This is a genomic window from Telluria sp. ZT3P26, from assembly GCF_059686035.1.
Genome location: NZ_JCASII010000008.1, coordinates 62,027 through 86,713 on the forward strand (window position 1 = coordinate 62,027; position 24,687 = coordinate 86,713).

The 24,687-nt window shown below is 65.8% G+C and carries 22 protein-coding genes; 11 read left to right on the forward strand and 11 right to left on the reverse strand.

Translation table 11 applies throughout. The features are described from left to right. The first annotated feature begins 23 nt into the window (after positions 1–23). Positions 24–1,472, forward strand: coding sequence for an exodeoxyribonuclease I (sbcB, locus tag AC56LN_RS21690; RefSeq protein ID WP_499574655.1), 1,449 nt, complete (start codon positions 24–26; stop codon positions 1,470–1,472). Between the two features lie 143 nt (positions 1,473–1,615). Here the strand turns inward: sbcB and pyrF are convergent, their stop codons facing one another. After that, the gene (gene pyrF / locus AC56LN_RS21695) at positions 1,616–2,443 is read right to left on the reverse strand and encodes an orotidine-5'-phosphate decarboxylase (RefSeq protein WP_499574656.1); all 828 of its coding nucleotides are present in this window, start codon (positions 2,441–2,443) and stop codon (positions 1,616–1,618) included. A gap of 148 nt (positions 2,444–2,591) precedes the next feature. Between pyrF and AC56LN_RS21700 the strand changes: the two genes are divergently transcribed. From AC56LN_RS21700 to AC56LN_RS21730, 7 genes are all read left to right on the forward strand, one after another. Then, positions 2,592–3,203 carry a LemA family protein gene (locus AC56LN_RS21700; RefSeq protein WP_482897802.1) on the forward strand — a complete coding sequence of 204 codons (612 nt, stop codon included), beginning with the start codon at positions 2,592–2,594 and terminating at the stop codon, positions 3,201–3,203. 8 nt (positions 3,204–3,211) lie between these two features. Further along, positions 3,212–4,057, forward strand: coding sequence for a TPM domain-containing protein (locus tag AC56LN_RS21705; protein ID WP_499574657.1), 846 nt, complete (start codon positions 3,212–3,214; stop codon positions 4,055–4,057). Beyond that, positions 4,057–4,569 carry a TPM domain-containing protein gene (locus tag AC56LN_RS21710; RefSeq protein WP_499574658.1) on the forward strand — a complete coding sequence of 171 codons (513 nt, stop codon included), beginning with the start codon at positions 4,057–4,059 and terminating at the stop codon, positions 4,567–4,569. The genes AC56LN_RS21705 and AC56LN_RS21710 overlap by 1 nt, the downstream gene beginning before the upstream one ends. Positions 4,570–4,613: 44 nt before the next feature. Further along, positions 4,614–5,381 carry an SDR family NAD(P)-dependent oxidoreductase gene (locus tag AC56LN_RS21715; RefSeq protein ID WP_499574659.1) on the forward strand — a complete coding sequence of 256 codons (768 nt, stop codon included), beginning with the start codon at positions 4,614–4,616 and terminating at the stop codon, positions 5,379–5,381. A gap of 495 nt (positions 5,382–5,876) precedes the next feature. Continuing rightward, positions 5,877–6,257, forward strand: coding sequence for a hypothetical protein (locus AC56LN_RS21720; protein ID WP_499574660.1), 381 nt, complete (start codon positions 5,877–5,879; stop codon positions 6,255–6,257). A gap of 146 nt (positions 6,258–6,403) precedes the next feature. Next, on the forward strand, positions 6,404–6,829 hold the full coding sequence (locus AC56LN_RS21725; RefSeq protein ID WP_499574661.1) for a VanZ family protein: 426 nt from the start codon (positions 6,404–6,406) through the stop codon (positions 6,827–6,829). Between the two features lie 151 nt (positions 6,830–6,980). Next, the gene (locus AC56LN_RS21730; protein WP_499574662.1) at positions 6,981–7,523 is read left to right on the forward strand and encodes a hypothetical protein; all 543 of its coding nucleotides are present in this window, start codon (positions 6,981–6,983) and stop codon (positions 7,521–7,523) included. A gap of 98 nt (positions 7,524–7,621) precedes the next feature. On the opposite strand, the gene AC56LN_RS21735 is transcribed toward AC56LN_RS21730, so the two are convergent. The 5 genes from AC56LN_RS21735 to AC56LN_RS21755 form a co-directional block, all read right to left on the reverse strand. Next, on the reverse strand, positions 7,622–9,433 hold the full coding sequence (locus tag AC56LN_RS21735) for a glycoside hydrolase family 2 protein (RefSeq protein WP_499574663.1): 1,812 nt from the start codon (positions 9,431–9,433) through the stop codon (positions 7,622–7,624). Continuing rightward, positions 9,420–10,535, reverse strand: coding sequence for a galactokinase (galK, locus tag AC56LN_RS21740; protein ID WP_499574664.1), 1,116 nt, complete (start codon positions 10,533–10,535; stop codon positions 9,420–9,422). The genes AC56LN_RS21735 and galK overlap by 14 nt, the downstream gene beginning before the upstream one ends. Then, positions 10,532–11,635 carry a M24 family metallopeptidase gene (locus AC56LN_RS21745; RefSeq protein WP_499574665.1) on the reverse strand — a complete coding sequence of 368 codons (1,104 nt, stop codon included), beginning with the start codon at positions 11,633–11,635 and terminating at the stop codon, positions 10,532–10,534. The genes galK and AC56LN_RS21745 overlap by 4 nt, the downstream gene beginning before the upstream one ends. Then, positions 11,632–12,726: a galactose-1-phosphate uridylyltransferase gene (galT, locus tag AC56LN_RS21750; protein ID WP_499574666.1), complete on the reverse strand. Its 1,095-nt coding sequence runs from the start codon at positions 12,724–12,726 to the stop codon at positions 11,632–11,634. Before galT ends, AC56LN_RS21745 begins: the two co-directional genes overlap by 4 nt. Positions 12,727–13,094: 368 nt before the next feature. Beyond that, positions 13,095–14,621 (reverse strand): dipeptidase, encoded by a 1,527-nt coding sequence (locus AC56LN_RS21755; protein ID WP_499574667.1) that lies wholly within the window; start codon positions 14,619–14,621, stop codon positions 13,095–13,097. A 126-nt stretch (positions 14,622–14,747) separates the two neighbouring features. On the opposite strand from AC56LN_RS21755, the gene AC56LN_RS21760 reads away from it, so the two are divergent. Continuing rightward, positions 14,748–15,614, forward strand: coding sequence for a pirin family protein (locus AC56LN_RS21760; protein ID WP_482897790.1), 867 nt, complete (start codon positions 14,748–14,750; stop codon positions 15,612–15,614). On the opposite strand, the gene AC56LN_RS21765 is transcribed toward AC56LN_RS21760, so the two are convergent. Continuing rightward, positions 15,600–15,983: a hypothetical protein gene (locus AC56LN_RS21765; protein WP_499574668.1), complete on the reverse strand. Its 384-nt coding sequence runs from the start codon at positions 15,981–15,983 to the stop codon at positions 15,600–15,602. The genes AC56LN_RS21760 and AC56LN_RS21765 overlap by 15 nt on opposite strands. A gap of 261 nt (positions 15,984–16,244) precedes the next feature. On the opposite strand from AC56LN_RS21765, the gene AC56LN_RS21770 reads away from it, so the two are divergent. Further along, positions 16,245–17,270, forward strand: coding sequence for an asparaginase (locus AC56LN_RS21770; RefSeq protein ID WP_499574669.1), 1,026 nt, complete (start codon positions 16,245–16,247; stop codon positions 17,268–17,270). Between the two features lie 192 nt (positions 17,271–17,462). Next, positions 17,463–19,013: a methyl-accepting chemotaxis protein gene (locus AC56LN_RS21775; RefSeq protein WP_499574703.1), complete on the forward strand. Its 1,551-nt coding sequence runs from the start codon at positions 17,463–17,465 to the stop codon at positions 19,011–19,013. 7 nt (positions 19,014–19,020) lie between these two features. Here the strand turns inward: AC56LN_RS21775 and AC56LN_RS21780 are convergent, their stop codons facing one another. From AC56LN_RS21780 to AC56LN_RS21795, 4 genes are all read right to left on the reverse strand, one after another. Next, positions 19,021–19,878, reverse strand: a complete 858-nt coding sequence (locus AC56LN_RS21780; RefSeq protein WP_499574670.1) for a hypothetical protein — start codon at positions 19,876–19,878, stop codon at positions 19,021–19,023. An 88-nt stretch (positions 19,879–19,966) separates the two neighbouring features. Continuing rightward, a complete protein-coding gene (locus AC56LN_RS21785; protein ID WP_499574671.1) occupies positions 19,967–20,662 on the reverse strand; it encodes a fumarylacetoacetate hydrolase family protein in 696 nt (231 codons plus the stop codon). Positions 20,663–20,726: 64 nt separating this feature from the next. Continuing rightward, positions 20,727–23,564, reverse strand: a complete 2,838-nt coding sequence (locus AC56LN_RS21790; RefSeq protein ID WP_499574672.1) for a GAF domain-containing protein — start codon at positions 23,562–23,564, stop codon at positions 20,727–20,729. 178 nt (positions 23,565–23,742) lie between these two features. Then, positions 23,743–24,684, reverse strand: a complete 942-nt coding sequence (locus tag AC56LN_RS21795) for a LysR family transcriptional regulator (protein ID WP_482897782.1) — start codon at positions 24,682–24,684, stop codon at positions 23,743–23,745. Between the last annotated feature and the right edge of the window lie 3 nt (positions 24,685–24,687).

Sequence of the window (24,687 nt, forward strand, 5' to 3'; positions counted from 1 at the left end):
TGCAGCCAAGACAACAACAAGACATGAGCCCGCATACCTTCCTCTGGCACGACTACGAAACCTTTGGCGCAACCCCGCGCCGCGACCGCCCCGCCCAGTTCGCCGCGATCCGCACTGACGCCGAACTCAACGAGATCGGAGAACCGATCATGCTGTACTGTCAGCCGGCCAACGATTTCCTGCCCGACCCCGAAGCGTGCCTGATCACCGGCATCCTGCCGCAGCACTGTCTCGAACACGGCGTGCCCGAGCACGAGTTCGCACGCCAGATCGAGGCCGCGTTCAGCCAGCCCGACACAATCGGCGTCGGCTACAACACGATTCGCTTCGACGACGAAGTCACGCGCTACCTGTTCTGGCGCAACCTGATCGATCCGTACGCGCGCGAATGGCAGCACAACTGCGGTCGCTGGGACCTGCTCGACGTCGTGCGCATGGTGCATGCACTGCGCCCGGACGGCATCGTGTGGCCCACCCGCGACGATGGCAAGCCGAGCTTCAAACTGGAACACCTGAGCGTGGCCAACGGCCTGGTACACGAGGCAGCGCACGATGCGCTGTCGGACGTGCGCGCGACCATTGCGCTGGCGCGCCTGATCCGCAGCAAGCAGCCGCGCCTGTTCGACTTTTGCCTGGAGCTGCGCCGCAAGGACCGCGTGGCCGCCGAGATCGGCCTGCACCAGGCCCCTGCCGAGCGCCAGCCGTTCCTGCACGTGTCCGGCATGTTCCCGGTCGAGCACGGCTGTCTGGCCCTCGTTTATCCGCTGGCGCAGCACCCGACCAACAAGAACGAAATCCTGGTCTGGGATTGCCGCTACGATCCGTCCGAACTGTTCACCCTCGACGCCGAAACGATCCGCACGCGCATGTTCACGCGCACCGACGACTTGCCGGAAGGCGTCACGCGCCTGCCGATCAAGAGCGTGCACCTGAACAAGTCGCCAATGCTGGTGGCCAACCTCAAGACGCTGCAGCCGGAACTGGCCACGCGCTGGGATATCGATCTCGAGCAGGGCCGCGCTCACGCCGCGCTGGCCGCTGCCGGCCCCGACCTGCGCGCGGTCTGGGCGCAGGTGCTGCAAAAACCGGCCTCCGGCACACCGGTCGATGTGGACGAAGACCTGTACGGCGGCTTCGTCAGCAAGGAAGACCGGCGCCAGCTGGAATCGATCCGCATGCAGAAGCCCGCAGCCCTGACCGGCAAGCGCGTGAGCTTCGAGGACGAGCGCCTCAACGAACTGCTGCTGCGCTACCGCGCACGCAACTTCCCCGAGACCCTGTCGGAAGAAGAAATGCAGACCTGGGAAGCGCACCGCGCGGCACGCCTGTTCGAGGGCGCTGGCGGGGCCAGAACGATCGATCAATTGTTCCAGGAGATCGATGCGTTGTCGGAGACGGCCGATGAGCAAGCCGAGGCGATTCTTGGTGCGCTGTATGACTATGCAGAGATGATCGCGCCAGAGCTGCACTGACGGTTGGAGACATGCGTGGCGTGGATGGCTCGGCCGTCCACGCGTTCAAACCACCTCCGATTCGTGGCGCATTGCGGTGCGTTGAACGCGTGGACGGGAAACCCGTCCACCCTACCGCCAGGCCAAACGGCGCAATGGTTTCATCAGGCGCCGTTACGCGCCGCATTGATCGCATCGCGCGTTTCCATCGCCACGCGCCGCGCTGCCTGCGCGAAGTCTTCGCCATCCTGCGGCGTCGCATACAGAATCGCACGCGACGAATTGATCATCATGCCGGCGCCGCCCGCCGTGCGGCCGGCTTTAACCGTCGCCTCGACATCACCACCCTGCGCGCCCACGCCGGGAATCAGGAGCGGCATATCGCCCACCAGTGCCCGCACCTGCGCGATCTCTTCCGGGAACGTCGCGCCCACCACCAGCGCACATTGGCCATTGCGGTTCCACTTGTCGGCCACCAGTTGCGCCACGTGCTGGTACAGCGGGCGACCGCCCACGTCCAGGAATTGCAGGTCGGAGCCGCCCGCGTTCGAGGTGCGGCACAGCACGATCACGCCGCGGTCTGGCCACGCCATGTACGGCTCGACCGAATCAAAGCCCATGTACGGATTCACGGTCACCGCATCGGCGCCATAACGGTCGAACGCTTCGCGCGCGTACTGGTGCGCGGTGGCGCCGATGTCGCCGCGCTTGGCGTCGAGCACCAGCGGGATGTGCGGGTACGTCGCGCGCAGGTAGGTGCAGATTTCCTCGAGCTGGTCTTCGGCGCCGAGCGCGGCGAAATAGGCGATCTGCGGCTTGAAGGCGCAGGCCAGGTCGGCGGTGGCGTCGATGATCGCCTTGCAGAACTGGACGATCGCATCCGGCTGGCCGGCCAGGTGCGCCGGGAAGCGCGCCAGGTCCGGGTCGAGGCCGACACACAGCAGCGAATCGTTGCGGGTCCATGCAGCCGCTAGTTTTTGAATGAAAGTCACCTCGAGCCCCTTGTATCCGAATAATTGCAAACCCATTATTGTACCGCCGCCGCGCCGTCCCCTGCCTCCTTGGGTTGCAGGAACACCAATTGCGGCGCGTTTCAGGTATATTTTGATTATTCGACAACTTGCACGGACCTTCACTGCCATGAACACGACCTTTATCTCCCGCTGGACCCGACTGATCGGCAGCGCCATCCTCGCCGGCGTTTTGCTGTCGGGCTGCGGCTACAACGATTTCCAGACCAAGGATGAAGCCACCAAGGCCGCCTGGAGCGAAGTGGTCAACCAGTACCAGCGCCGCGCCGACCTGATCCCGAACCTGGTCAACACCGTCAAGGGCTATGCCTCGCACGAACGCGAAACGCTCGAAGCCGTCACGCGTGCCCGCGCCTCGGCCACCAGCTTCCAGATCACGCCGGAAGTGCTGAACAATCCGGAAGCGTTCCAGAAGTTCCAGCAGGTGCAGGGTGAACTGTCGGGCGCGCTGTCGCGGCTGATGGTGGTGTCCGAAAAATACCCGGACCTGAAGGCCGACGCCAGCTTCCGCGACCTGGCGTCGCAGCTTGAAGGCACCGAGAACCGCATCACGGTGGCGCGCCAGCGCTACATCGCCTCGGTCCAGGATTACAACGTGACCGTGCGCCAGTTCCCGAAAAACCTGACGGCCATGGTATTCGGCTACGAAACCAAGCCATCGTTCACGGTCGAGAATGAAAAAGCGATTTCGACTGCACCAGCAGTCGACTTCGGCAAGTAAGGCCGGCGATGACGCCCTTCCTGCGCCTGTTCTCCACGCTCCTGCTCGTCCTGGCGACCCTGCTCGCCGGCGCGGCGCCGGCCCATGCCCAGCTCAAGGAGGTGCCGAAGCTCACCACGCGCGTGACCGACCAGGTGGGCATGCTCGACGCCACCCAGCGCCAGCGCCTGGAAGCCGTGCTGGCCGACTACGAAGCCAAGACCGGCAGCCAGATCGCCGTGCTGCTGGTCAAATCGACCGAACCCGAAGCGATCGAGGCCTACAGCATCCGCGTCACCGATGCCTGGCAGCTTGGCCGCAAGGGCGTCGACGATGGCGTGCTGCTGGTCGTTGCGCGCGACAATCCGTCCGCGCTGCGCCGCCTGCGTATCGAGGCCGGTCGCGGTGTGCAGGGCGTGCTGACCGATGCGCAGTCCAAACGCATCCTGCAGGACGTGATCGCGCCGCATTTCAGGCAACAGCATTTCTATGAAGGCCTGGTGGCCGGCGTGGGCGCCATCGCCACGCTGCTGAACCAGGAAGCGTTCCCGGCGCCCGCGCAGCAACCACAGCAGCGGCAGGAGGCCGCAGGCGGCGGCGGGATCCCACTGATCGCGATCTTCGCGATCGTGATCGGCGCATTCCTGCTGCGCTCGGTCTTCGGCGGCAAACGCGGCCGCACGGTTGCCAGCACCCGTGGCCGCTCGAACTGGGGCGGCGCAACGACCGGCTTCATCCTCGGCAATATCATCGGCAATATGAGCAACGGTGGTGGCGGCGGGTTTGGTGGCGGCGGCGGTGGCGGCTTCGGCGGCGGCGGTTTTTCGGGTGGTGGTGGCGGCTTTGACGGCGGCGGCGCCTCGGGAGACTGGTAATGGGTTCGATTGCAGACAAAACGACACGCGCGTGGCGCCACGCCACGAGCAGAGCGGCCGAAGCCCGGCGCGCCTTCCCAGAAACGACGCTGACGGCCATTGCCGAGGCCATTGATGCCGGTGAGCGCACGCACCGCGGCGAAGTGCGCCTCATCGTCGAAAAAGCCCTGCCCTTCGCGGCAGCCTGGGACGGCATCACCAATCGCCAGCGCGCACTCGCCCTGTTCGCCGACTATGGCGTCTGGGACACCGAAGACAATTGCGGCGTCCTGATCTACGTGAACCTGGCCGAGCACAAGGTCGATATCGTGGCCGACCGCGGCATCGACCGCAAGATCGACGCTGCCACCTGGCGCGCCGTGTGCCGCACGATGACCGACGGTTTCAAGGCCGGCCGCTTCCATGACGCCACGCTGGCGGCAGTGGCGCAGGTCAACGATCTGCTGCACCAGCACTTCCCGGCCAATGGCGAGCGTGTCAACGAGTTGCCCGACCGGCCCATCATGCTCTAGCAGCAGTAGAATGGCGGCTTTTGCCACAGCGTCGAAAGCCTGCCATGAAACTACACCAGAAAATCGCCATCGTCACCGGGGCCAGCCAGGGCATCGGCCTGGCCTGCGCCGAGCGCCTCGTGCGCGAAGGCGCGCGCGTCATGCTTGTCGATATCCGGCCCGAAGTCGAGCAAGCTGCTGCCAGCCTGGGCGACGCGGCGCGCGCCTACCGCGCCGACGTCGGCATCAAGGTCGAGGTCGATGCGATGATCGCGGCCACGCTGGCCGCGTTTGGCCGCATCGATATCCTGATCAACAATGCCGGCGTGACCCACGCCGCCGAGTTCCTCGACCTGCACGAAGACGATTTCGACCGCGTACTGCGCATCAACCTGAAGTCGATGTTCCTGTGCAGCCAGGCGGCGGCGCGTGACATGGTGGCGCGCGGCGAAGGCGGCTGCATCATCAATATGTCGAGCGTGAATGCGGAACTGACGATCCCGAACCAGGTGCCGTACGTGATCTCGAAAGGCGGCGTCAACCAGCTCACGCGCGTGGCGGCCATCGCCCTGGCCCAGTACGATATCCGCGTGAACGCCATCGGCCCCGGCACGATCCTGACCGAGCTGGCGAAAAAGGCGGTGCTGGGCAGCCCGGAAGCGCGCCACACGATCCTGTCGCGCACACCACTTGGCCGGTGCGGCGAACCGGAAGAAGTCGCGTCGATCGCGGCCTTCCTGGCCAGCGACGATGCCTCGTACATGACCGGCCAGACCCTGTACGCCGACGGTGGCCGCATGGCGCTGAACTACACGGTGCCGGTGCGCGATTGATGCGCCGCCAGTGTCGGAACAGAGATATTGACAGAACACATGTCTGGTATCCGAAAACGCAATTGGACGGCCGGTCGGTGAATCCCTATAGTTACACCTGTCTCCACTATTCTCCTCCAAGAAAATAGTTTCAAGCCCGCCCAGCGGGCTTTTTTTTTGCCTGGGCGGTGTGCATGGCCCGCGCAATGCGCGGCCACACTGCCACGAGCGTGCTGCCGTCTGCGCATTGTCCTCCTTGCCAGCGCGCCCTTGATGCAGGTCATTGACTCGTCACAATCCCTGCCTATACTCAAACGCACCTGATACACACGTAACCGATATGCGTGGTACCAGCAGGTGTGGAGCGCCTCGTGCGCTGCACACCAACCCGGTTTCTGCACTCCTGGCCCGCTCTCGGGTTCTGCCCGCCTCGCGCGGGCATTTTTTTCAGCATTGTGGCAACTTGGGCCAGAAAAAATTGTCTATGTGCTTGAAGCCGTCTTCAATAGGGCTATCATGAAGCTGCGACGTCCCACCTTGCCCAACCGGGTGGAGACCGCGTACAACGAAACGACCACGGGAGATCGTCCGATGAGTTTACGTGTACCAGAAACATCGCTTTCGCCAGACAGTTGCCGTCGCCATCATGCTGCAAGCGACCTCATTCTCAGCGAACTCAATCCACGCGCCGTGGTCGATAACGTCGATCGCGACAGCGCGCCCCTCAATCTGCTCACCTTCGGCAGCGTCCGCGAAGTGTGCCCCAAGTGCCGGCGCGCACACCTCAAACTCGTGTTGCGACAGGCGAGCGTGCGCGTGGCGCACCTGTTCTGCGCCGACTGCGCCAGCTGTTTCGACGCCCATTACGCTGACGGCGCGCCGGCCCTGACCATTTGACGCGCCTGGCTGCCCGCAGCACGGGCAGGTCACGGCGTGGTACGGCCCGGCTCGGGTCGGCTCGGGTCGGCATAGCGCGATCCGGCACACAAGGCGGGCCCGACATGGTAACGTTGACGTTTGCCCCGTCACCGTCCCACCTTGCCATGCCTGCCCTGTTACCCCTGCTGTACGCTGAACCCCGTTTGCGCCGTGCGATGCACGCTGTCGCACTGATCATTTTTGCCGGCATCGTGATCGCCGGCTCGGTCCCCGGTGCGCGCGCCGAAGTGGGTGAATTCGCGTCCGGCCTCGTCCTGCACAGCCTGGCCTATGCGGCTCTCGCCACGCTGTGGTTCCTTGGCAGTACCGGGAGCGGGTTGCAACGTGCGCTCAAGGCAGTGCTGGCCATTGCGCTGATGGGTGCCTTCGACGAGGGCGTGCAGCATTTCCTGCCCTACCGCTCGGGCGCCGTGCACGACTGGCTGGTCGATGTCAGTGCCGCCACCGTCGCGGCCACGATACTGGCCGCGCTGCTTGCGCGCATACCGGCGCCGCGCACGCTGCGCGCTGCGCCCGAGCGGGCGCGCTGACCATCTTTCTCCGGGCGGGTTCCCGCCATCGTTCGTCTGCTTGATCCAACCACCCTTCCGGCGCGGCAGCTGGAACGCTGACGCGCTTTCTGCCTCTTATCCTCGTGGCGCAGCATCGTCACATCCCCACTACCACTACGAGGAGTTGATCATGAAGCAATCGCACCAGTGCGTGGCCATGGCGGGCCTGCTGGCGGTCGTGCTCGCCATAACGGGCTGCGCCGCCAAAGGCGGCGCCGGCGACATGTACAGCGACGCAACGAGCAGCCGCAGCGATGAGGTCGCCAGCAGCAGGGGCGATGTGGAGCACATCGTGACCAGCCCGGCCACCACGTCGGCCACTGCGGGGGCATCCGGCAGCAAGGGCGCCACCGGCTCGGGCAGCGACGGCATGCAGGACGAGCGTGGCGACCAGCCCGCCGTCGCTGCGCGCAGGCCAGCGCCAAATGGTACGGTGCAGTCCATTGCCCGCGCTCCTGCCCCTGCGCCTGCCCAAAATGGCGTGAGCACGAGCGACGCGTCCATGGGCGCCAGTGGCACGGCCGGCACATCCGGCAGCGGCGGTGCCAGCCAGTCCTACCGTGTCACGGTACGGATGGACGACGGCATCACCGAGGTCATCACGTACACCGGCACACCCGACTTCCGTCGGGGTGAGCGCATCAATGTGACGGACGGCGCGATCCGGCGCTGACCGTATGCGCCCGTAAAAAGGCCACATGCGCCTGCGCGTCATGTGGCCTGGTGGAACCTCAGCGGACAGGCCGTGTCGGCCCTGCCCCCGCGAAGGCGTTACGGCGTGCCCGCGTCCTTGTCCGCCTCTACCTCGCGGTGAAACAAGGGGATATTGCGCGTGGCGGCGCTGATCACCTCGAGCGGCAATTTCGGCGTACGGTCCGCGTTCAACAGACCATTGGCTTCCTGGAACGTGTCCGTAAATTGCGTGTAGCAAAAGCCACTGAACATGAACGTCTCATTGACCACCTGCAGCAGGCGCCGGTACTGCTTCAGATAGCTTTCGGCTGTGTGCGCGCGGCTGTAGCCCCACGTGGTTTCGTCCGGATTCGGCGTCTGCTTCGGATCGTAGGCGATGCCGCCGAATTCCGTCAGCACGATCGGCTGCCCGCGATGCGGGAAGCCATCGAGCGTCAGGATGCGGCCACCGGGCCGGCGCTGATCGAACAGCGTGCGCACCGGATCGGTAACGGCGTAGCGCGCCAGCACTTTCTCGGGATCGCTGTCGTAGTCGTGGATGCCCAGGATGTCGGTGGCCGAGGCTTCCCAGCCATCGTTGCCGATCACGGGGCGGGTCGAGTCGAGCGTGCGCGTCAGGTGGTACAACGCCTCGACGGCATTGCGATGCGCCTGCGTGAGCGTCAGGTTCGGCACGCCCCACGACTCGTTGAACGCCACCCAGACGATGATGCATGGGTGGCTGTAGTCGCGCTCGATCGCCTCGGTCCATTCCTTGACCATGCGCGTGATCGCGCGCGGGCTGAAGCGGTAGGCCGATGGCATTTCTTCCCACACCATCAGGCCCAGCTTGTCGGCCCAGTACAGGAAGCGCGGGTCCTCGATCTTCTGGTGCTTGCGCACGCCGTTAAAGCCCATCTGCTTGGCCAGCTCGACGTCGCGCTTCAGGTGGCCGTCGGATGGCGCCGTCATGAACGATTCCGGCCAGTAGCCCTGGTCCAGCACCAGGCGCAGCTGGTACGGGCGGCCATTGAGCATGAAGCGGTCGCGGTTGATCGACACCGAGCGCAGCGCCGTGTATGAGCGGATGCGGTCCAGCACCACGTCGCCTGCGCGCAGGGTCACTTCGGCATCGAGCAGGGTCGGGCGTTCCGGACTCCACAGGATTTCATTGCGCGAGTCGTCGATGCCCGGGTCGGACAGTGCGATCTTGCGGTTCGCTTCACCGTTCAGCAGCTTGTAGTAATCGTCGGCCAGCAGCTGGTCGCCATGCCAGATCTTGACCTCGACAAACAGCTCTTCCTGGATGTCGCCGGTGGCGAACACCTCGCAGCCGATTTCGTAGGTCTCGAACACGGGCGTCCAGCGCAGTTTCTGGATATACGTCTGCGCGACCTGCTCGAGCCATACCGTCTGCCAGATACCCGTGGTGCGCGGGTACCAGATCGAGTGCGCATCGAGCAGCCAGTCCTGCTTGCCGCGCGGCTTGGCCAGGTCGGCCGGATCATCTTCGACCCAGACCGTGACGACCTGCTTGCCATCCGCGTTCAGGGTGCCGGAGATATCGGCCGAGAATGGCGTGTGCCCGCCCTCGTGCTCGACCACCAGCTGGCCGTTGACCCACACGCGCGCGCTGTAGTCAACTGCGCCGAAATGCAGGATCGTGCGCCCTTCCATGGGCATCACCTCGAATTCGCGCTGGTACCAGACGAAGCGGTGAAAGCCCGTGTCTTCGATGCCGCTCATCGCTGTTTCGGGCGCAAACGGCACCGTGATCTCGTGCGTCCATTCCTTCACGTCCGACGGCAGCGTGTAGTGCCCTTCGTCGTCGAAGCAGAACTGCCACTTGCCGTTCAGGTTCTGCCACTGGTCGCGCACCAGTTGTGGACGCGGATATTCAAACTGAGTCATTCTTGTCCTTTCTGTCAGTTGGCACCGGAATCAGGATGCGTCCCTGGACGTCATTGCCTGGCCCATGATGGTCGTGATACGCCGCCAGCGCGGTGGCGGCTGCTTCTTGCGCCTGCCCCTTGCGGCACAGGGCGACGCAGGCGCCGCCAAAGCCGGCGCCGGTCAGGCGCGCACCCAGTACGCCGGGCGCAGCGCGCAGCGCCTCGCACAGGACGTCGAGCGCGGGAATCGAGACTTCGTAATCGTCGCGCAGGCTCGCATGCGATGCATTCATCAGTTCACCAAAGCGTTCGGCATCGACGCCCTTGGCGGCTTCGAGCACGCGCAGGTTTTCGTGCACCACGTGGCGGGCCCGTTCGCGCAGCGGCGACGGCAGCGTCTCGACCGCTGCGGGGTCGGCCACGTCGCGCAGCGCCGTGACGCCCAGGATGCGCGAGGCTTCTTCGCATTCGGCGCGGCGCTCGTTGTACTTGCTGGCCGCCAGCGTGCGCGCCACGCCCGAATCGATCACGATCAGTTCGGTATCAGGCGGCAGCGCGGCCAGGTGGTGTTCGAGCGTGCGCGCATCGATGAACAGCATATTGGTTTCATCGGCCAGGCTCGACGCCATCTGGTCCATGATCCCGCAGTTCACATGCGCGTACTCGATCTCGGCGCGCTGGGCGATGCGCGCCAGCTTGACGTCGTCGAGCTCGAACCCCAGCAGCATGCGCATCGCGCGCAGCGTGGCCACTTCGAGCGCGGCCGACGACGACAGGCCCGAGCCCACCGGCAGGTCGGTCTCGACATACACGCGCAGCGGCGGCACGTCGATGCCCTCGGCCTGAACGAGGCGGATGCAGCCCTCGATATAGCTGCCGAAGCCCTGCGGCGCGCTGCTGTCCTTGGCGAACGTGACGGTCGCGTCGAAGTTGGGTGAATAAAAATGGAAATGGTCGTCGCCGCTGCGGCTCATGGCCACCAGCGTGCGCTGCGGCGTGGCCACCGGCAGCATGAAGCCGTCGTTGTAATCGGTGTGCTCACCCAGCAGGTTCACGCGCCCCGGGGCTGACGCGTTCACCTCGGGGGCGCCGCCAAAAAAGGTATCGGTCGTGATGGTCATGCGTCCACCTCCAGCCAGAGCGGCCGCTGACGGCCTTGAATGTCCACCGACGGCCAGGCCGGGTCGAAGGTCAGGTTTTCGAGGCCGTCGGGGCCGAGCAGGAACGTGTCTTCGATCTTCATACCGTCATAACTTGGATTGAATGCAAACGCCATGCCCTGTTCGAGCTGCGTGGCCGTGCTAGGGGTGGCCACGATCTCGCGCGCCAGGTAGCCGGTGATGCCGCCCTGGTGATGCTCGCGGATCGCGTCCTCGACGTCGGCGTGGTGATAGGCCTGGGCCAGCGCGTGATACACCGACGACAGCGATTTGCCCGGCACCACGGCCGCCAGGCCGGTAGCCTCGAGCGCCATCAGCGCGCGCTGCGCCGTCGGCGCCGAGCCAGCGCCGCCAAAGCTCACGAAACGGGTCAGGTTGGCATACAGGCCGTGGCGGCGCGCGCAGAAGACAAGCATCGCGCGCTCGCCGATCGGCTCATGCGATGGCGTCGCGTGGCGGAACAGCGGCAGGCGCCGCGCACCGGCCACCAGCACCAGCGCCGGATGGATGCCGCGGCGCCACAGCGCGTCAGCGCCGGCGCCGGCCAGCTGCTGCTCGGTCCAGTCGGGCCGGGCGCGGTGCAGCACTTCGGTCATCGCTTCGGCCGCTTCGCGCCCCAGCAGGCGGTAACGCGCCTTTTCGGCGTCGCCCAGCACCAGCTTGCGCTGGCGCAGCGGCAGCGGCAACGGCAGTTCGTCGGCCTGCGGGCGGTCCGACAGCACCGGCCGGCCCTCGGCCGCGGCCAGCACGAAATGCTCGCGCAGCTCGGGCTCGGCCCACGGCTCGACATGAAAACTGAAGCCGGCCGGCACTTCTTCGAGGCGCAGGCGTTCGCCCTCGATCTGATCGGTCAGCACGCAGGCGTCGCCGGGCGTGACCAGCACTTCGGCAATCCCCGTGTCGGTGGTGTGCAGCACGGCGCTGGAGCCGCCTGCCGTGACCCACGCGAACCAGTCGGTGCCGCGCAGGCGCACGGCGCCGGCGCCGCTGGCGGCAAGGGCGGCGCGCAGCAGCGCGAGTTTGTCGGCGACCTCCTGGGCGCGCATATCGATGTCCGTCATGCGCTCTCCTCCAGGTCGATCTCGACCTGCTGCAATTCGTAGGCCGTGGTTTCGGGCAGCACGTCCATCGCGAACATGCCGGCAGCCAGCTCGGTGCCGGCCAGGTATTTCAGGCGGTCACGCGTGCGGTACGGCGGATAGAACTGGGCGTGCAACTGCGTTTCGGGATGCTCGGCGCCGTCAGTCGGCGCCTGGTACCACGCCATCAGGTACGGGAACGGGCGGTTCCACAGCGTCTCGTACTTGAGCAGCACGGTCTTGAGCGCGCGCGCCAGCGAATCGCGCTGCGGCGGCGTGAGCGCGGCAAAATCCTTGCATGGCGCGGTCGGCATCACCCACACCTCGTACGGATAACGCGCGCAGGCCGGCACGAAGGCGATCGCGAAATCGTCCTGGTACAGCACGCGCTTGCCATCGGCCGCTTCGTCGCGCGCCATGTCGCACAACATGCTGCTGCCGTGCTGCTGGTAGTAGTCGCGCTCTTGCGCGAGCATGCGCGCCGGGACCGACGGCACGAATGGGTACGAATAGATCTGGCCGTGCGGATGGTGCAGCGTGACGCCCACCTCGGCGCCGCGGTTCTCGAACGGCAGCACGTACTGGATGTGCGGATGGCTGCCCACGCGCGTGGTGCGGTCGCCCCACACCTGCAGTAACAGCGCAATGCGCGACAGCGGCAGGTGGGCCAGCGCCGTGTTCGGATCCTGCGTGAACACGACCACTTCGCACTGGCCATTGGCCGGCGCTGTCTGCACCGTCACCGATGGCGGATCATGCGACTCGAGCGCCAGCGACGGAAAGCGGTTGTCGAACACGGCGATCTCATAGTCGCCGGCCGGCATCTCGGTGGGGTTGGCCGGATCGATGGTCGGCGCCAACGGGTTGTACTGGGGCGGCGGCTGGTAGGTGCGGTTCTGGCGAAACGCCGCGTAGGTCACCCACTCGCCGCGCAGCGGATGCCAGCGCAGGTGCGGGTTCGCGTGCTGCGGATCCGGGAACGGGCTGGGTGCGACCAGGTCGTCCGCAATGGGTCCGTTGCTGTAGAGGGTAAGGTTGCGTCCGTCCGGTTTTTTGAGTTCTTTACTGTGCATGGCAATCAATAAGGTTCGGTCACATCCGGCGCGAGCGCGCACGCCAACATCGACGCTGTGACGCGCTCGCGGCTGTTGGAGCATGGCTCCTAGCCGATCCTAACATGCTGTATTTGCCACATTTTCTGCCCAGAACTACGTACTTTTCCAGGCGACAATATGGTGGCTGTATCAGTACGGTACAGCCCTGGACATACAGCGAGGATTCACAAGGGAAAGCGCCCCTGAGAGCGCTCCATGGCGGGGATATTGTAGTCCGACACCTACGTAACAATTAGAAGTTTTTACACTACCTGGCAGGCAGCAAACCTACAAGCCAGCGGTGGCCAGCCTGGCGGTTCAACAGCGCTGCAACCTGGCGCCTCGCCTCAGCGCGCCAGTTCGACCAGCACCGCCGTGTACATCTGCAGGTTCAGCAGCAACTGCTTGGTCGTGATGAACTCATGCTCCGAATGGCCGGAGTATTTCTTGCCGGGCATCGACGGACCGAAGCTGACGGTATTCGGGAACAGCCGCGAATTCGTACCACCGCCAATGGCGACCGGTTTTGCATCCTTCATGCCGGTGAAATAGGCAAACGTCGACAGCAACGTCGGCACCTGCGGCGCATCGTTCAGCACCCACGGGTCACGCATGCCGACCTTGATATTGGTGAGCGGGACCTGGCGCGCCTGCCACTGGCTCAGTGCAGCGTTGATCTCGTCGGTCAGCTGCGCGCCCGTCTTGCCTTGCGGACGGCGCAGATTGATCGCCACCTCGATGCCGTCGTCCAGCTGCCGGATCACGGTGGGCTTGAAGGTGAGCGGGCCCATGAACTTGTCGCGGTAGGCGATGTTGCCCGCGCCGCTGCCAAATTTCTCGCCGTAGTAGCCGGTGCCCACCATCTCGTTGAGATAGTTCACGGTGCCCCCGGCGGTGGTATTGGCCCACGGCCGCACGGCCAGTGCGTCGGCCAGCATGCTCACCGCGTTCACGCCTTCCTGCGGTTTGGACGAGTGGGCCGAGACGCCCTTGGCGCGCACCGCCAGGTCCTTGCCCTGCCACGTGTAGGTGTAGGTCATGCCCTCGTGCTGCGCGCCGCGCGCGCGGATCTGCGCTTCGATCTGCGGCGTCGCATTGGCCACCAGCGCTTCGGCGTCTTCCGGAATCTGCGTGTTGAACGAACCGCCCGCGAACGCGGCGATGTAGGCGTCGCCCTCGGGCGGCGCCTGCGCGCCGGCCTTCGGGATCGTGACCGCCACCGTGCCGCCGCCCTTCTCCGCCGTCACCACCGGATATTCGGCGTCGAGCGTGATGCTCATCTGCGGCGGCACGTGCGTCTTGAGAAATTCGGTCAGCGGGCCCCAGTCGGATTCCTCGCCCATGTACACGTACAGTTCGATGCGCTTGGTGAGCGGGATCTGGCGGTCGCGGATCGTCTTCATCGCATACAGCGCGGTGGCGATCGGGCCCTTGTCATCCTCGGCGCCGCGCGCGATTAGCTTGCCCGGCTCGCTCGTGCGGTCCAGCACGAACGGCGACTTCTTCCACTTGGTCGGATCGACCGGCTGCACGTCGCCATGGGTGACAATGCCGACGCGTTCAAGGCCCTTGCCCAGGCCGATGACGACCGTCCAGCCATAGTCGGTGTAGTCGAGCCCCATGCGCTCGGCTTCTGCCTTGAGTGTGGCCTTGAACGCAGCATGCACCGGGTTCTGGTCCGACGGGTAGCGCGGATCGGCCACCGTGTTGAAGCTCACCAGTTTGGCCAGCGTGTCGACGACGTCATTGCGGTAGGTCGCCACCGCGTACTTGGCGGCGTTGACGGCGACCTCGCTTGGCGCAGGAACCGGCGGCGCAGCCAGTACAGTGGATGAGGCCAGCAGCAGGCTGGCAATGCAGGCGTTCTTGTACATACTGGGCCGTTCTCCAAGGGTTGCATGTTCGCAAAAGAACCAGCATAGCGCCTTCTGTCACCGCTGTGAACGTCATGACCAGTTTCAGCGTATCGTTACGCATCCTGACTAAACGGCCTCCTCACCATGACTGACAAGACCTTCCTGCGCACGCACGCCGCGCTGCGCGACGATATTGGCGACCTGCTCACGCAGCGCCCCGTCCCCTCGCCGCAGCTCGACCAGATCGATCCGTTCCTGTTCCTGAACCACCACGGCCCGCAGACCTATGGCCCGCACAACCGCGGCCTGCCATTTGGCCCGCATCCGCACCGGGGGTTCGAAACCGTCACCTTCATCGTCGAAGGCATGCTGGCCCACCGCGACAGCGCCGGCCATGAAAGCGTGATCCACGCCGGCGGCATCCAGTGGATGACGGCCGGCAGCGGCATCGTGCACGCCGAAGTCTCGCCGCGCGCGTTTCTCGACACCGGCGGCCCGCTCGAAATCCTGCAGCTGTGGGTCAACCTGCCGTCGCACCTGAAGATGACGACGCCCGCCTACACCGGCGTGCAGCAGGACAGCATTCCCGCGTTATCGCTCGACGATGGCAAGGTGACGCTGAACCTGATCGCGGGCGAGTGGGATGGCAGCACGGGCCCGGTGCAGTCGCTGACGGGCGTGTTCATGAGCACGGTCGCGATGCAGGCCGGTGGCCGGTTGCGCATCACCGGCCTGCAAGGTCGCAACGTGCTGCTGTATGTGGTGCGTGGACGCATCGGCGTGGGTCACCACGGCGATCTCGCCAACGCTTACCAACTGGTAGAGCTGAGCACGGAGGGCGACACGCTGGAAATTGTCGCCGAGTCCGGCTCACTGCTGTTGTTCGGGCATGCCGATCCGATCGGCGAACCGGTCGTCTCGCACGGGCCGTTCGTCATGAACACCCGCGATGAAATTGCGCAGGCGATCACCGACTATCAGGCCGGCCGCTTCGGCTCAACGCTGGCTTGACGCCAGCACCCGGCCGGCATCGTCCTTGATGTGAACCGTGTGCGGGAACGGCCCGCCGTCGAAGCGCACGCTCAGGTCCTTTCCCACCGCTTCGAAGCGGTCGCGGCCCACGTGGACGATTTCCTGCGGCCCGTCGCCCAGGTCGGCGTACAGCTTGCGGCTCTTGCCCGTCACGTGCAGCGTGCGCCCGTCCTCGAGCTGGTAGGCGCCCTGCATGCGCTGGTACATCAGCGGATCGATATAGACTTTCTTTGGCTGGGTGGCCTGCACATTGACGACGTCAGGGCTGGTCGCAGTGACTGGCTGGGCGGCGCTGGTCAGTGAAACGACAGCGGCGGCAGCGAACAGGGCAAGGCGGGAGAGGCGCATGATGAAAATTCCTTTCAGGTCGGTGGCGAAGAAGTCCGTGTCGCCAGCGCTTTGTTGCCTGACGATGAAGCCAGTCTAGCGGCCCGTAAAAAGCGTTCAAGCACCAGGGGCATCAAGCGCCCGAAATGCGCGACGAAGTGCGCAATCGGCGGGGTGAACGGGAGGTGCATATATGAAAGCGCGCCTTGTTTCAACTGTGTGTCTGCATTTCGTACGTATGTCGTACAGTAGGGTTCCTTCAACGCCAGATCACCCTCTCCCATGCCAGTCATTCCCCTCGCCGCGACCACGCGCGGCTACCCCGACAGCGGTAACGTGATCGAGAACGTGCACCTCGGATCGGTCGCCGTCGTCGACACGGGCGGCCGCCTGTTGTGGTCTGCCGGCGACCCGGATTACCCGACCTTCACGCGCTCGGCGCTCAAGCCGTTCCAGGCCCTGCCGTTCATCCTGGCCGACGGTCCGGCGCGCTTCGGCCTGTCCGGCGACGAGGTCGCGCTGCTGTGCGCGAGCCATTCGGGCGAAGCCAAGCACCTCGCTGGCGTCAGTTCGATCCTCAACAAGATCGGGCTTGACCCCGGCCACCTCGAATGCGGCTGCGCGGTGCCGCTGCACTACGAGTTCACCGGCCAGAAACCGCCAGCGGACGCGCACTGGACGCCGCTGCACCACAACTGCTCCGGCAAGCACAGCGGCTTCCTGGCCTGGTGCCGCCTGCACGATGTACCAACGGCGAACTACGTCGACCGCGCGCACCCGCTGCAGCAAGCCGTGCGCGGCATGCTGGCCGATGCCATCGGCGTCGCACCCGGCACAATGCCGGTTGGGCTGGACGGTTGTTCGGCGCCCAACTACGCGATGCCGCTCAGTCGCCTGGCGCACCTGTACGCGCGCCTCGCGCATGGCCCGCAAGATCCGCAACTGGGCGGCGCGATGGGGATCCTGCGCGACGCGATGATCGCCCGCCCCGATCTGGTCTCGGGCGAGGAACGCACGGATCTGCACTGGATGACGGCGGGCGGCGGCGACTGGGTTACGAAAATCGGCGCCGATGCCGTGCAGGCCATTGGCATCCGCTCGGCCGGGATCGGCATCGCGATCAAGATCGCCGACGGCAATGTGCGCGCGCTGCACCCGGCCGTGTACGCCGTGCTCGACCAGCTGGGCCTGCTGAACGCGGCGCGCCGCGCGCAGCTCGAACGCTACCGGCAACCACCGATCAGGAATGCACGCGGCGCCGTGGCCGGCGACATCCGTACATTGTTCAAGTTGACCCGTCAGGCATAAGCGCGATAAAACAGCACCAGATTTGTGCTGCGTCGTTACAACATGCTGTCTTATTGCTATTTCATTTGAAGTTTAAAGGGTTGATACTTGCCGCAAGGCATTTCTCAGGCGTTCAATCCTTTTCTTCAAAGTGATGACATCGTGTTAAAAAATCTCCGTATCGGTTCACGCCTCACAGTCGGCTTTGCCACGATGCTCGTCCTGTCGCTGGCAGGCACCTCGTTCGCCCTCTACACCACGCGCAGCAGCGCCGAAGCCACCCAGCAGATGATGCAGAAGCCGCTGACCAAGGAGCGCCTGGTCTCGGACTGGTATGTGCTGACCTATTCGGCCATCGCCCGCACCTCGCTCATCGCGCGCAGCACCGACAGCACCTTGTCGGCCGTGTTTGCCAAGCCGATCAAGGACAGCGTTACCGACACCACGGTCATCCTCAAGAAAGTCGAAGCCCTGCTCGACTCGCCCGAAGAGAAAGCGACACTGGAGGACATCCTCGTCCTGCGCAAGACGTACCAGAAGGCCAAGGAAACCGTCATGAATGCGCGCACCTCGGGCGACGCAGCGACGGCGGAGCAGGCCTATGAACAGGTCTTCGCGCCAGCGGCTGCCGCGTATGGCGCCCGGGTCCAGAGCCTGCTGCAGATCCAGCGCAAGAGCATCGACCAGACCGCGCTGGCCATCGAAGCGGCCAACGAGCGCAGCACCCGGCTGGTGTTGCTGCTGGCCGCGCTGTCGACGGCGATCGGCGCCGTTGCTGCCGTGCTGGTCACGCGCAGCATCACCCGGCCACTGGACGCCGCGCTCGATGTCGCCGAAACGGTGGCCTCGGGCGACCTCGGCCACTCGTTCGCGACCTACCCGAAAGACGAGGTCGGCGATCTGATGCGCTCGCTGCAAACGATGAACGGCTCGCTGGTACGGGTGGTCTCGCAGGTACAGCAAGGCACCAACGCGATCTCGACCGCGTCGAGCGAAATCGCAGCCGGCAACCTCGACCTGTCGGCGCGCACCGAACAGCAGGCCAGCTCGCTTGAAGAAACGGCCGCCTCGATGGAAGAACTGACTGCCACCGTGCGCCAGAATGCCGACAATGCGGTGCAGGCCAATGGCCTGGCAAAAACGGCCTCGGATGTCGCGGCCCGCGGCGGCACCATCGTCGGCCAGGTGGTTGACACGATGGGCTCGATCGACGCCTCGGCGCGCAAGATCGTCGACATCATCGGCGTGATCGACGGCATCGCCTTCCAGACCAATATCCTGGCCTTGAATGCCGCCGTGGAAGCGGCGCGTGCCGGAGAACAGGGGCGCGGCTTTGCGGTGGTGGCATCCGAAGTGCGCAACCTGGCGCAGCGCTCGGCCGGCGCGGCACGCGAAATCAAGGGCCTGATCGGCGACTCGATGACGCAAGTGAATGCCGGGACGGCGCTCGTGCAGCAGGCCGGCGCCACGATGGACGACGTCGTGGCCAGCGTGGCACGCGTGACCGACATGATGTCCGAGATCACCAGCGCCACGCAGGAGCAGCGCGTGGGCATCAACCAGGTCAATGAAGCGATCACGCAGATGGACCACGTCACGCAGCAGAATGCGGCACTGGTCGAGCAAGCCGCTGCCGCGGCAGCGAGCATGCAGGAGCAGGCGGCGCAACTGGCGCAGGTCGCAGCCGCGTTCAAACTGGGCGAATCGAGTGGCCGTGTGCGCCCGACCCTGGCGGCGCGCAAGATGCCGGCGCTGGCCGCCTGACCGTCCGCTACGCCGCCAGGCGGCGCAGCATCGCGGTGATGGCGTCCACCACGGCGCCATCGTCCCAGTAGGTATTGTGTGCCAGCGGATTCCAGCTGCGCAGCAACAAGTCCCCCACCCCGCGGCCGGCATTGATCACGCGGTCTTCAACCAGCGCACGGTAGCCGCTCGACAGCGGCTGCAGCGGCCAGCCCAGCACGTCGTCGGGATCGTAGAAATTGATCCACTTGAAGAGCGACGTCGGCGGCGCGATCGGGATGATGTGCATTTCCTGGTGCGCGGCGACAAAGATGGGAATATTGCAGCCCGTGGTGACCAGCCCGGCGCAGGTGGCACCGCCGATGAAGGCCAGTTCGCTGGCTGTCAGCGGCCGGCCCAGCGTGACGCCAGCCCAGGCACCGATATCGCGCCAGATGCCCGCGCCGACCGGCTTGCCGGCGGCCGCCTTCTGCGCATCGTACAGATAACTCGACAGCACCTGGCCGCCCAGCGACTGCGCGACGAACACGACCGGCATGCCGGGCCGCACGGCGTGGGCTGCCAGCAGCGTCGTGGCGATCTCGCCCTGCGCCTGCTCGTAGACCGAGCCGGGATCTTCCTTGCGGTTTTCCAGCCCGGCAGCGTCGCCCAGGCCGTACAGGACGAACTTGCGCAGCGCAGCGTAACGCACCTGGCCGGTGGCCGAGGTACGGTCCCAGACCAGCCGCTGGTTATCGTGCAGGATGCCCTGGTAGTAGACCGGGCGCATGACGACCTGGCCCGCCAGCGCACCCAGGCGGGTGCGCAGTCCCGTCATCAGGCCGTCGGCAAAGCCGGGCAAGGTCTCGCCCATGCCATGTACGGCAATCAATGCAACCTGTGTCATTGCCACCTCCCCACGTGCGCCGATATCCCTAGCGTATCAAATTTCGCACGTGTTGACGCAGCACACACATTCTGCAGAGACCGGCCGATCAGCGTGGCGCGATGGTCAGTTCGAACGTCTCGACACCGTCAACGCCGCCGCGCACCTGGTCACCCGGCTGCAGTGCGCCGACACCGGACGGCGTGCCCGAATAAATCAGGTCGCCCGGCGCCAGCGTCACGAGGCGCGACAGCGATGCAATCACGTCCGCGATCGGCCAGATCATTTCATCGAGGTTGCCTTCCTGGCGCAGCGTGCCGTTCACTTCGAGCCAGATGCGTGCCTGGGCCGGGTGGCCCACGGCGCTGACCGGATGCAGCGCGCTGCACGGCGCCGATGCGTCGAAGCCCTTGGCCATGTCCCATGGCCGACCGGCGTCCTTGGCCACCGCCTGCAGATCGCGCCGGGTCAGGTCCAGGCCCACGCCATAGCCCCAGACCAGGTCGAGCGCCTGCGCTGCGTCGATGTCCTTGCCGCCTGCTTTCAGCGCCACCACCAGTTCGATCTCGTGGTGCAGGTCATTCGTCGATGGCGGATACGGCACCGCGCCGCTGGCCGGGATGACGGCGTCGGCCGGCTTGGTGAAGAAGAACGGTGGCTCGCGATTCGGGTCGCTGCCCATTTCGCGCGCATGCGCCGCGTAGTTGCGGCCCACACAGAACACGCGGCGCACCGGGAAGCGCGCGCTGGAACCGGCGACGGCCACGGACGCCGTCTCGGGTGCGGTGATGACGAATTCGGTCATGCTCATCCTTTCATTGACAGGAGCATCATCATACTCCCGCCATGAAGGGCGGCAAAACTCAGCCTTAGGCCGATGCGGCCGCTGCCTCGGCCTGCGCCGCGAGGGACGCACTCGATTCCAGGATACGCACGAGCGCCGTCATGTCGACCGGCTTGACCAAGTGGTGGACAAAGCCGGCCTCGAGCGCCCGTTCGCGGTCTTTCGCCTGGCCGTAGCCGGTCACGGCCACCGGCACCGTGGCCGCCATCTCGGGCAGCGCGCGCAGGCTCGATGCCAGCTGGTAGCCGTCGATGTCGGGCAAGCCGATATCGATCAGCATCACGTCGGGATGCTCGACGCGCGCGCGGCGCAGCGCCGAGGCGGCGTCGTATTCGACAGCGGTGGCGTGGCCCTGCACCTGCAGCAGCGTGGCCAGGCTGTCGGCGGCGTCCGTGTTGTCGTCGACGATCAGCACGCGCAAGGGGCGCCCGAGCGCCGCGCGTACCGGGTCGGCCCCGGACGGCAGCGCATCGTGGCCGTCGTCATCATCGCAGTGCGCGCTCACGCACGGCAGGCAGAGCGTGAACGTGCTGCCGCAGCCGACGCCATCGCTGTGCGCCGTGACCTCGCCATCGTGCAGGTCGACCAGGCGCTTGACGAGCGTAAGGCCCAGCCCCAGCCCGCCCTGCGATCTGGCCAGCGTGCGCGCGCCCTGCGTGAACAGGTCGAACACATTGGGCACCAGGTCGGGCGGCATGCCGGAACCATTGTCGCGCACCTCGAGCGTCATGCGGCCATCGCTGCCCACGAGGCGCAGCGCCAGCGTGCCGGCCTTTGGCGTGTACTTGGCGGCGTTGCCGACGATATTGGCCACGCTCTGCACGAGGCGCGTCAGGTCGCCCCGCACATACACGGGCGTGTCGGGCAGCTGCACCGTCACGTGGTGCGCTTTTTCGAGCACCAGCGGGCGGGTCTGGTCGAGCGCCCCGCTCACGACGTCGCGGAAATCGACCGTCGCCAGCTTGAGCTTGACCAGCCCGCGCGTGACGCGCGAAACGTCCAGCAGATCATCGATCAGGCGGCTCATGTGCTTGACCTGGCGGCTGATGATGGAACTGGTCTGGCAGATGCGCGGCTCGTTCGCGAACTGCAGGCTCAGCAAGCTGGCCGAGCTGCTGATCGGCGCCAGCGGATTGCGCAGCTCGTGCGCCAGCATGGCCAGGAATTCATCCTTGGTGTGGCTGAGGCGCTCGGCCTGCACCCGCGCCAGGCGCTCGCTCTGCAGCAGCGCGTCGCGCTCGAGCGCCGACGTTTGCGCGATCTCGTACAGGTGCGCATTGTCCATGGCCACGGCCGCTTGCGCGGCCAGACCGGCGACGATCCGCTCGGTGCGTTCGGTGAACATGGCCGGTGCCGGGTGGCCGAGGAACAGGCCGCCGAGCACCTTGCCCGACTGCGACACGACCGGCACCGCGAGGTAGCTGCGCACGCGCAGCTGCGCCAGCGGCGCGCCGTCGGCCACCAGCGCCGCATGCTGCGGATCGCGCGTGATGTCGTCGCTGCGCACCGGCGCCCCGTCCCCGATGAGCGGGCCGAACAGGTCGGCCGCCGGTGACCCGAGCTGCTCGAACTGCGCGCGCGATGCGCCGGACAGTGCGTGCAGGCGCATCTGGTCATGCAGCGGCACCTGCAGCGGATCGCCACGGCCGCCGGCATGGCAGAAGAACGCGCCGAAACGCGCGCCACTCAGTTCGGCACCGGCGTCGGTGATCGATTGCGCCAGCGTGTTCAGGTCGAGCGTCGACGCCAGCGCGCGCCCGGCGCGGTTGACGGTTTCCAGGATGCGGCTCTCGTCGCGCAGGTTTTCTTCGACGCGCGAACGGCGCGCCACTTCACGCGTGTGGCGCGCCACGTCTTCGGCCATCGCCACTTCCTGCTCGGTCCAGTGACGCGCCATCGGCTCGTGCAGGTAGAACACGGCGCACAGGCGCCCTTCTTCGACGATGGGCACCATCACCAGTGCGCGCACGCCAATGGCGTCATAGGCCAGGGCATGCGGCGCGCTGCGCTCGTCGGTATCGACGTCATCGATGCGCACGCTGCGGCCCTGGCGCAGCTTGGCCGTGATCGCCGGACCGAACGCGTCAAACGGGTGGGAACGGCCAGCCAGGCTGGTCATGCGGGGGCTGGTCCAGTCGCGCTCGATGCTGACCGTGCGCCCGGCGGCGTCGATCTCGCCGTAGCCCACGCGCGCCACGCCCAGCGTCTGTCCGGTCATGGCGCTCGTCGCGCGCATGATGTGGGCAGCGTCATCGAGGCCGTCGAGCGCTTCGTCGAGCTTCTGGTGGAACGCGTGGCGGTAATCCGACAGCACGTCGGACGTCGTTTCGGTCAGCACGCAGTAGACGCCGGCCACCTGCCCGGCATGGCGCACGGGCGACAGTGAGACGCAGAAAAAGCGCCGTTCGCGCTTGCCGTTGCGCTCGAATTCCATCAGCGCATGCTGGAGCTGGGCCGATTCGCCCGCCAGGACTTCGTCGAAATACGGCCGCATGCGGTCCCACAGCTCGGGGCGCACGCTGGCGTAGGGCGCGCCGCGCGCCGCCGGGTGCTTGTCACCCAGCAGGTCGGAATAGGCGTCGTTGTAGAACAGGCGCAGCTCGCGCCCGATGGCGAGAAACATCGGGAAACGCGACGCCTGAATGAGGTCGGCGATCGCGCGCAGGCCATCCGGCCAGGTGGCGGGATCAAACAGCGCAGGCTCGGTGGAGGCGGTACGGGAGGTGAATGCAGCTGCGGGGGCGGATGCAAACAGCGCCGACGGCGCAGCCAGGACTGGCGCAGGTACGTCCAGCCCGGTAGGGTCGCCGGACAGTGTGGCACTGCCACCGGCCATCGGCATGAAGCCGCTCAGATTACTCATCAGGAATACCCAGTGTGGTTCTTGCAAGGCTGGCGAGCTCGATACCCTGGAACATCTGATCCTGCCCTGCTGCGGCGCCGCCAATATATTCTTGTTGAGGCGATTATAGCGAGCAAGCAAAACGGGCCGCGCCCGTTACACCTGAGGCGTTGACGGGCGTGGCGGGGATGCCACAGTCCTAGTAAATCTCTGCAGCAGCGGCGCGCACGGCGCCCAGCAGCAACTCGGCACCCGGCGACAGCAGGTGATCCTGCTGGCGGATGATGCCGAATGCATCCATCTTGCAGGGCAAATCGATCGGCAGGATCCGCATCACATTCAGCGACGCATAATATTGCGCAACTTCCTGCGGCATCACGTGCAATGCGTCGGTTTGCTGCAACAGCGCGGTGACCAGTAACAGCGCGGTGGTATCGACGACATTCACCGGCGGCTGCAGGCCGGCGCGCAGGAACATCATGTCGAAGCGGTGGCGCAGGATGCTGCCCGGTGGCGGCAGGATCCAGGGCCGCCCGACCAGCTCCTCGAGCGTCAGGTTCTTGCTATCGAGCAAAGGATGATCGGGCCGCACGACCGCACAGGCCGGCTCCTCGGTCAGCTCTTCGTAGATCAGCCCGGTGGAATCTTCTTTTTCGAGGATGCGCCCGATCATGAAATCGAGCGTGCCGTGCTTGAGCTTATCGAGCAGCACATTGCTCGACTCGAGCTGCACACCGATGCGCAGCAGCGGCGCCTGCTCCTTGATGCGGGCGATGGCGCGCGGCAGCAGCGCCATCGCCGGCGTCATGATCACGCCCACTTCGACCTGCCCCGCCAGGCCGGCCTTGAGCGCGACGATGTCGTCGTGCGCCAGCGCCAGGCTGGTCAGGGCCATGCGCGCGTGGCGGATCATCGTCTCGCCGTAGATGGTCGGCTCCATCCCGCGCGGCAGCCGTTCGAACAGGCGCACGTCGAGCATCTCTTCCAGATCCTTGACCTGTTTCGATGCCGCCGGCTGCGTCATGTGCAGTTCCTCGGCCGCGCGGTGAATGTTGCGGTAATCATCCAGCGCAATCAGCAGCAGCAACTGGCGCGTTTTCAGGCGCGCCTTCAAGAACCAGTTGGGGTTGGTCGTCTCCATCAG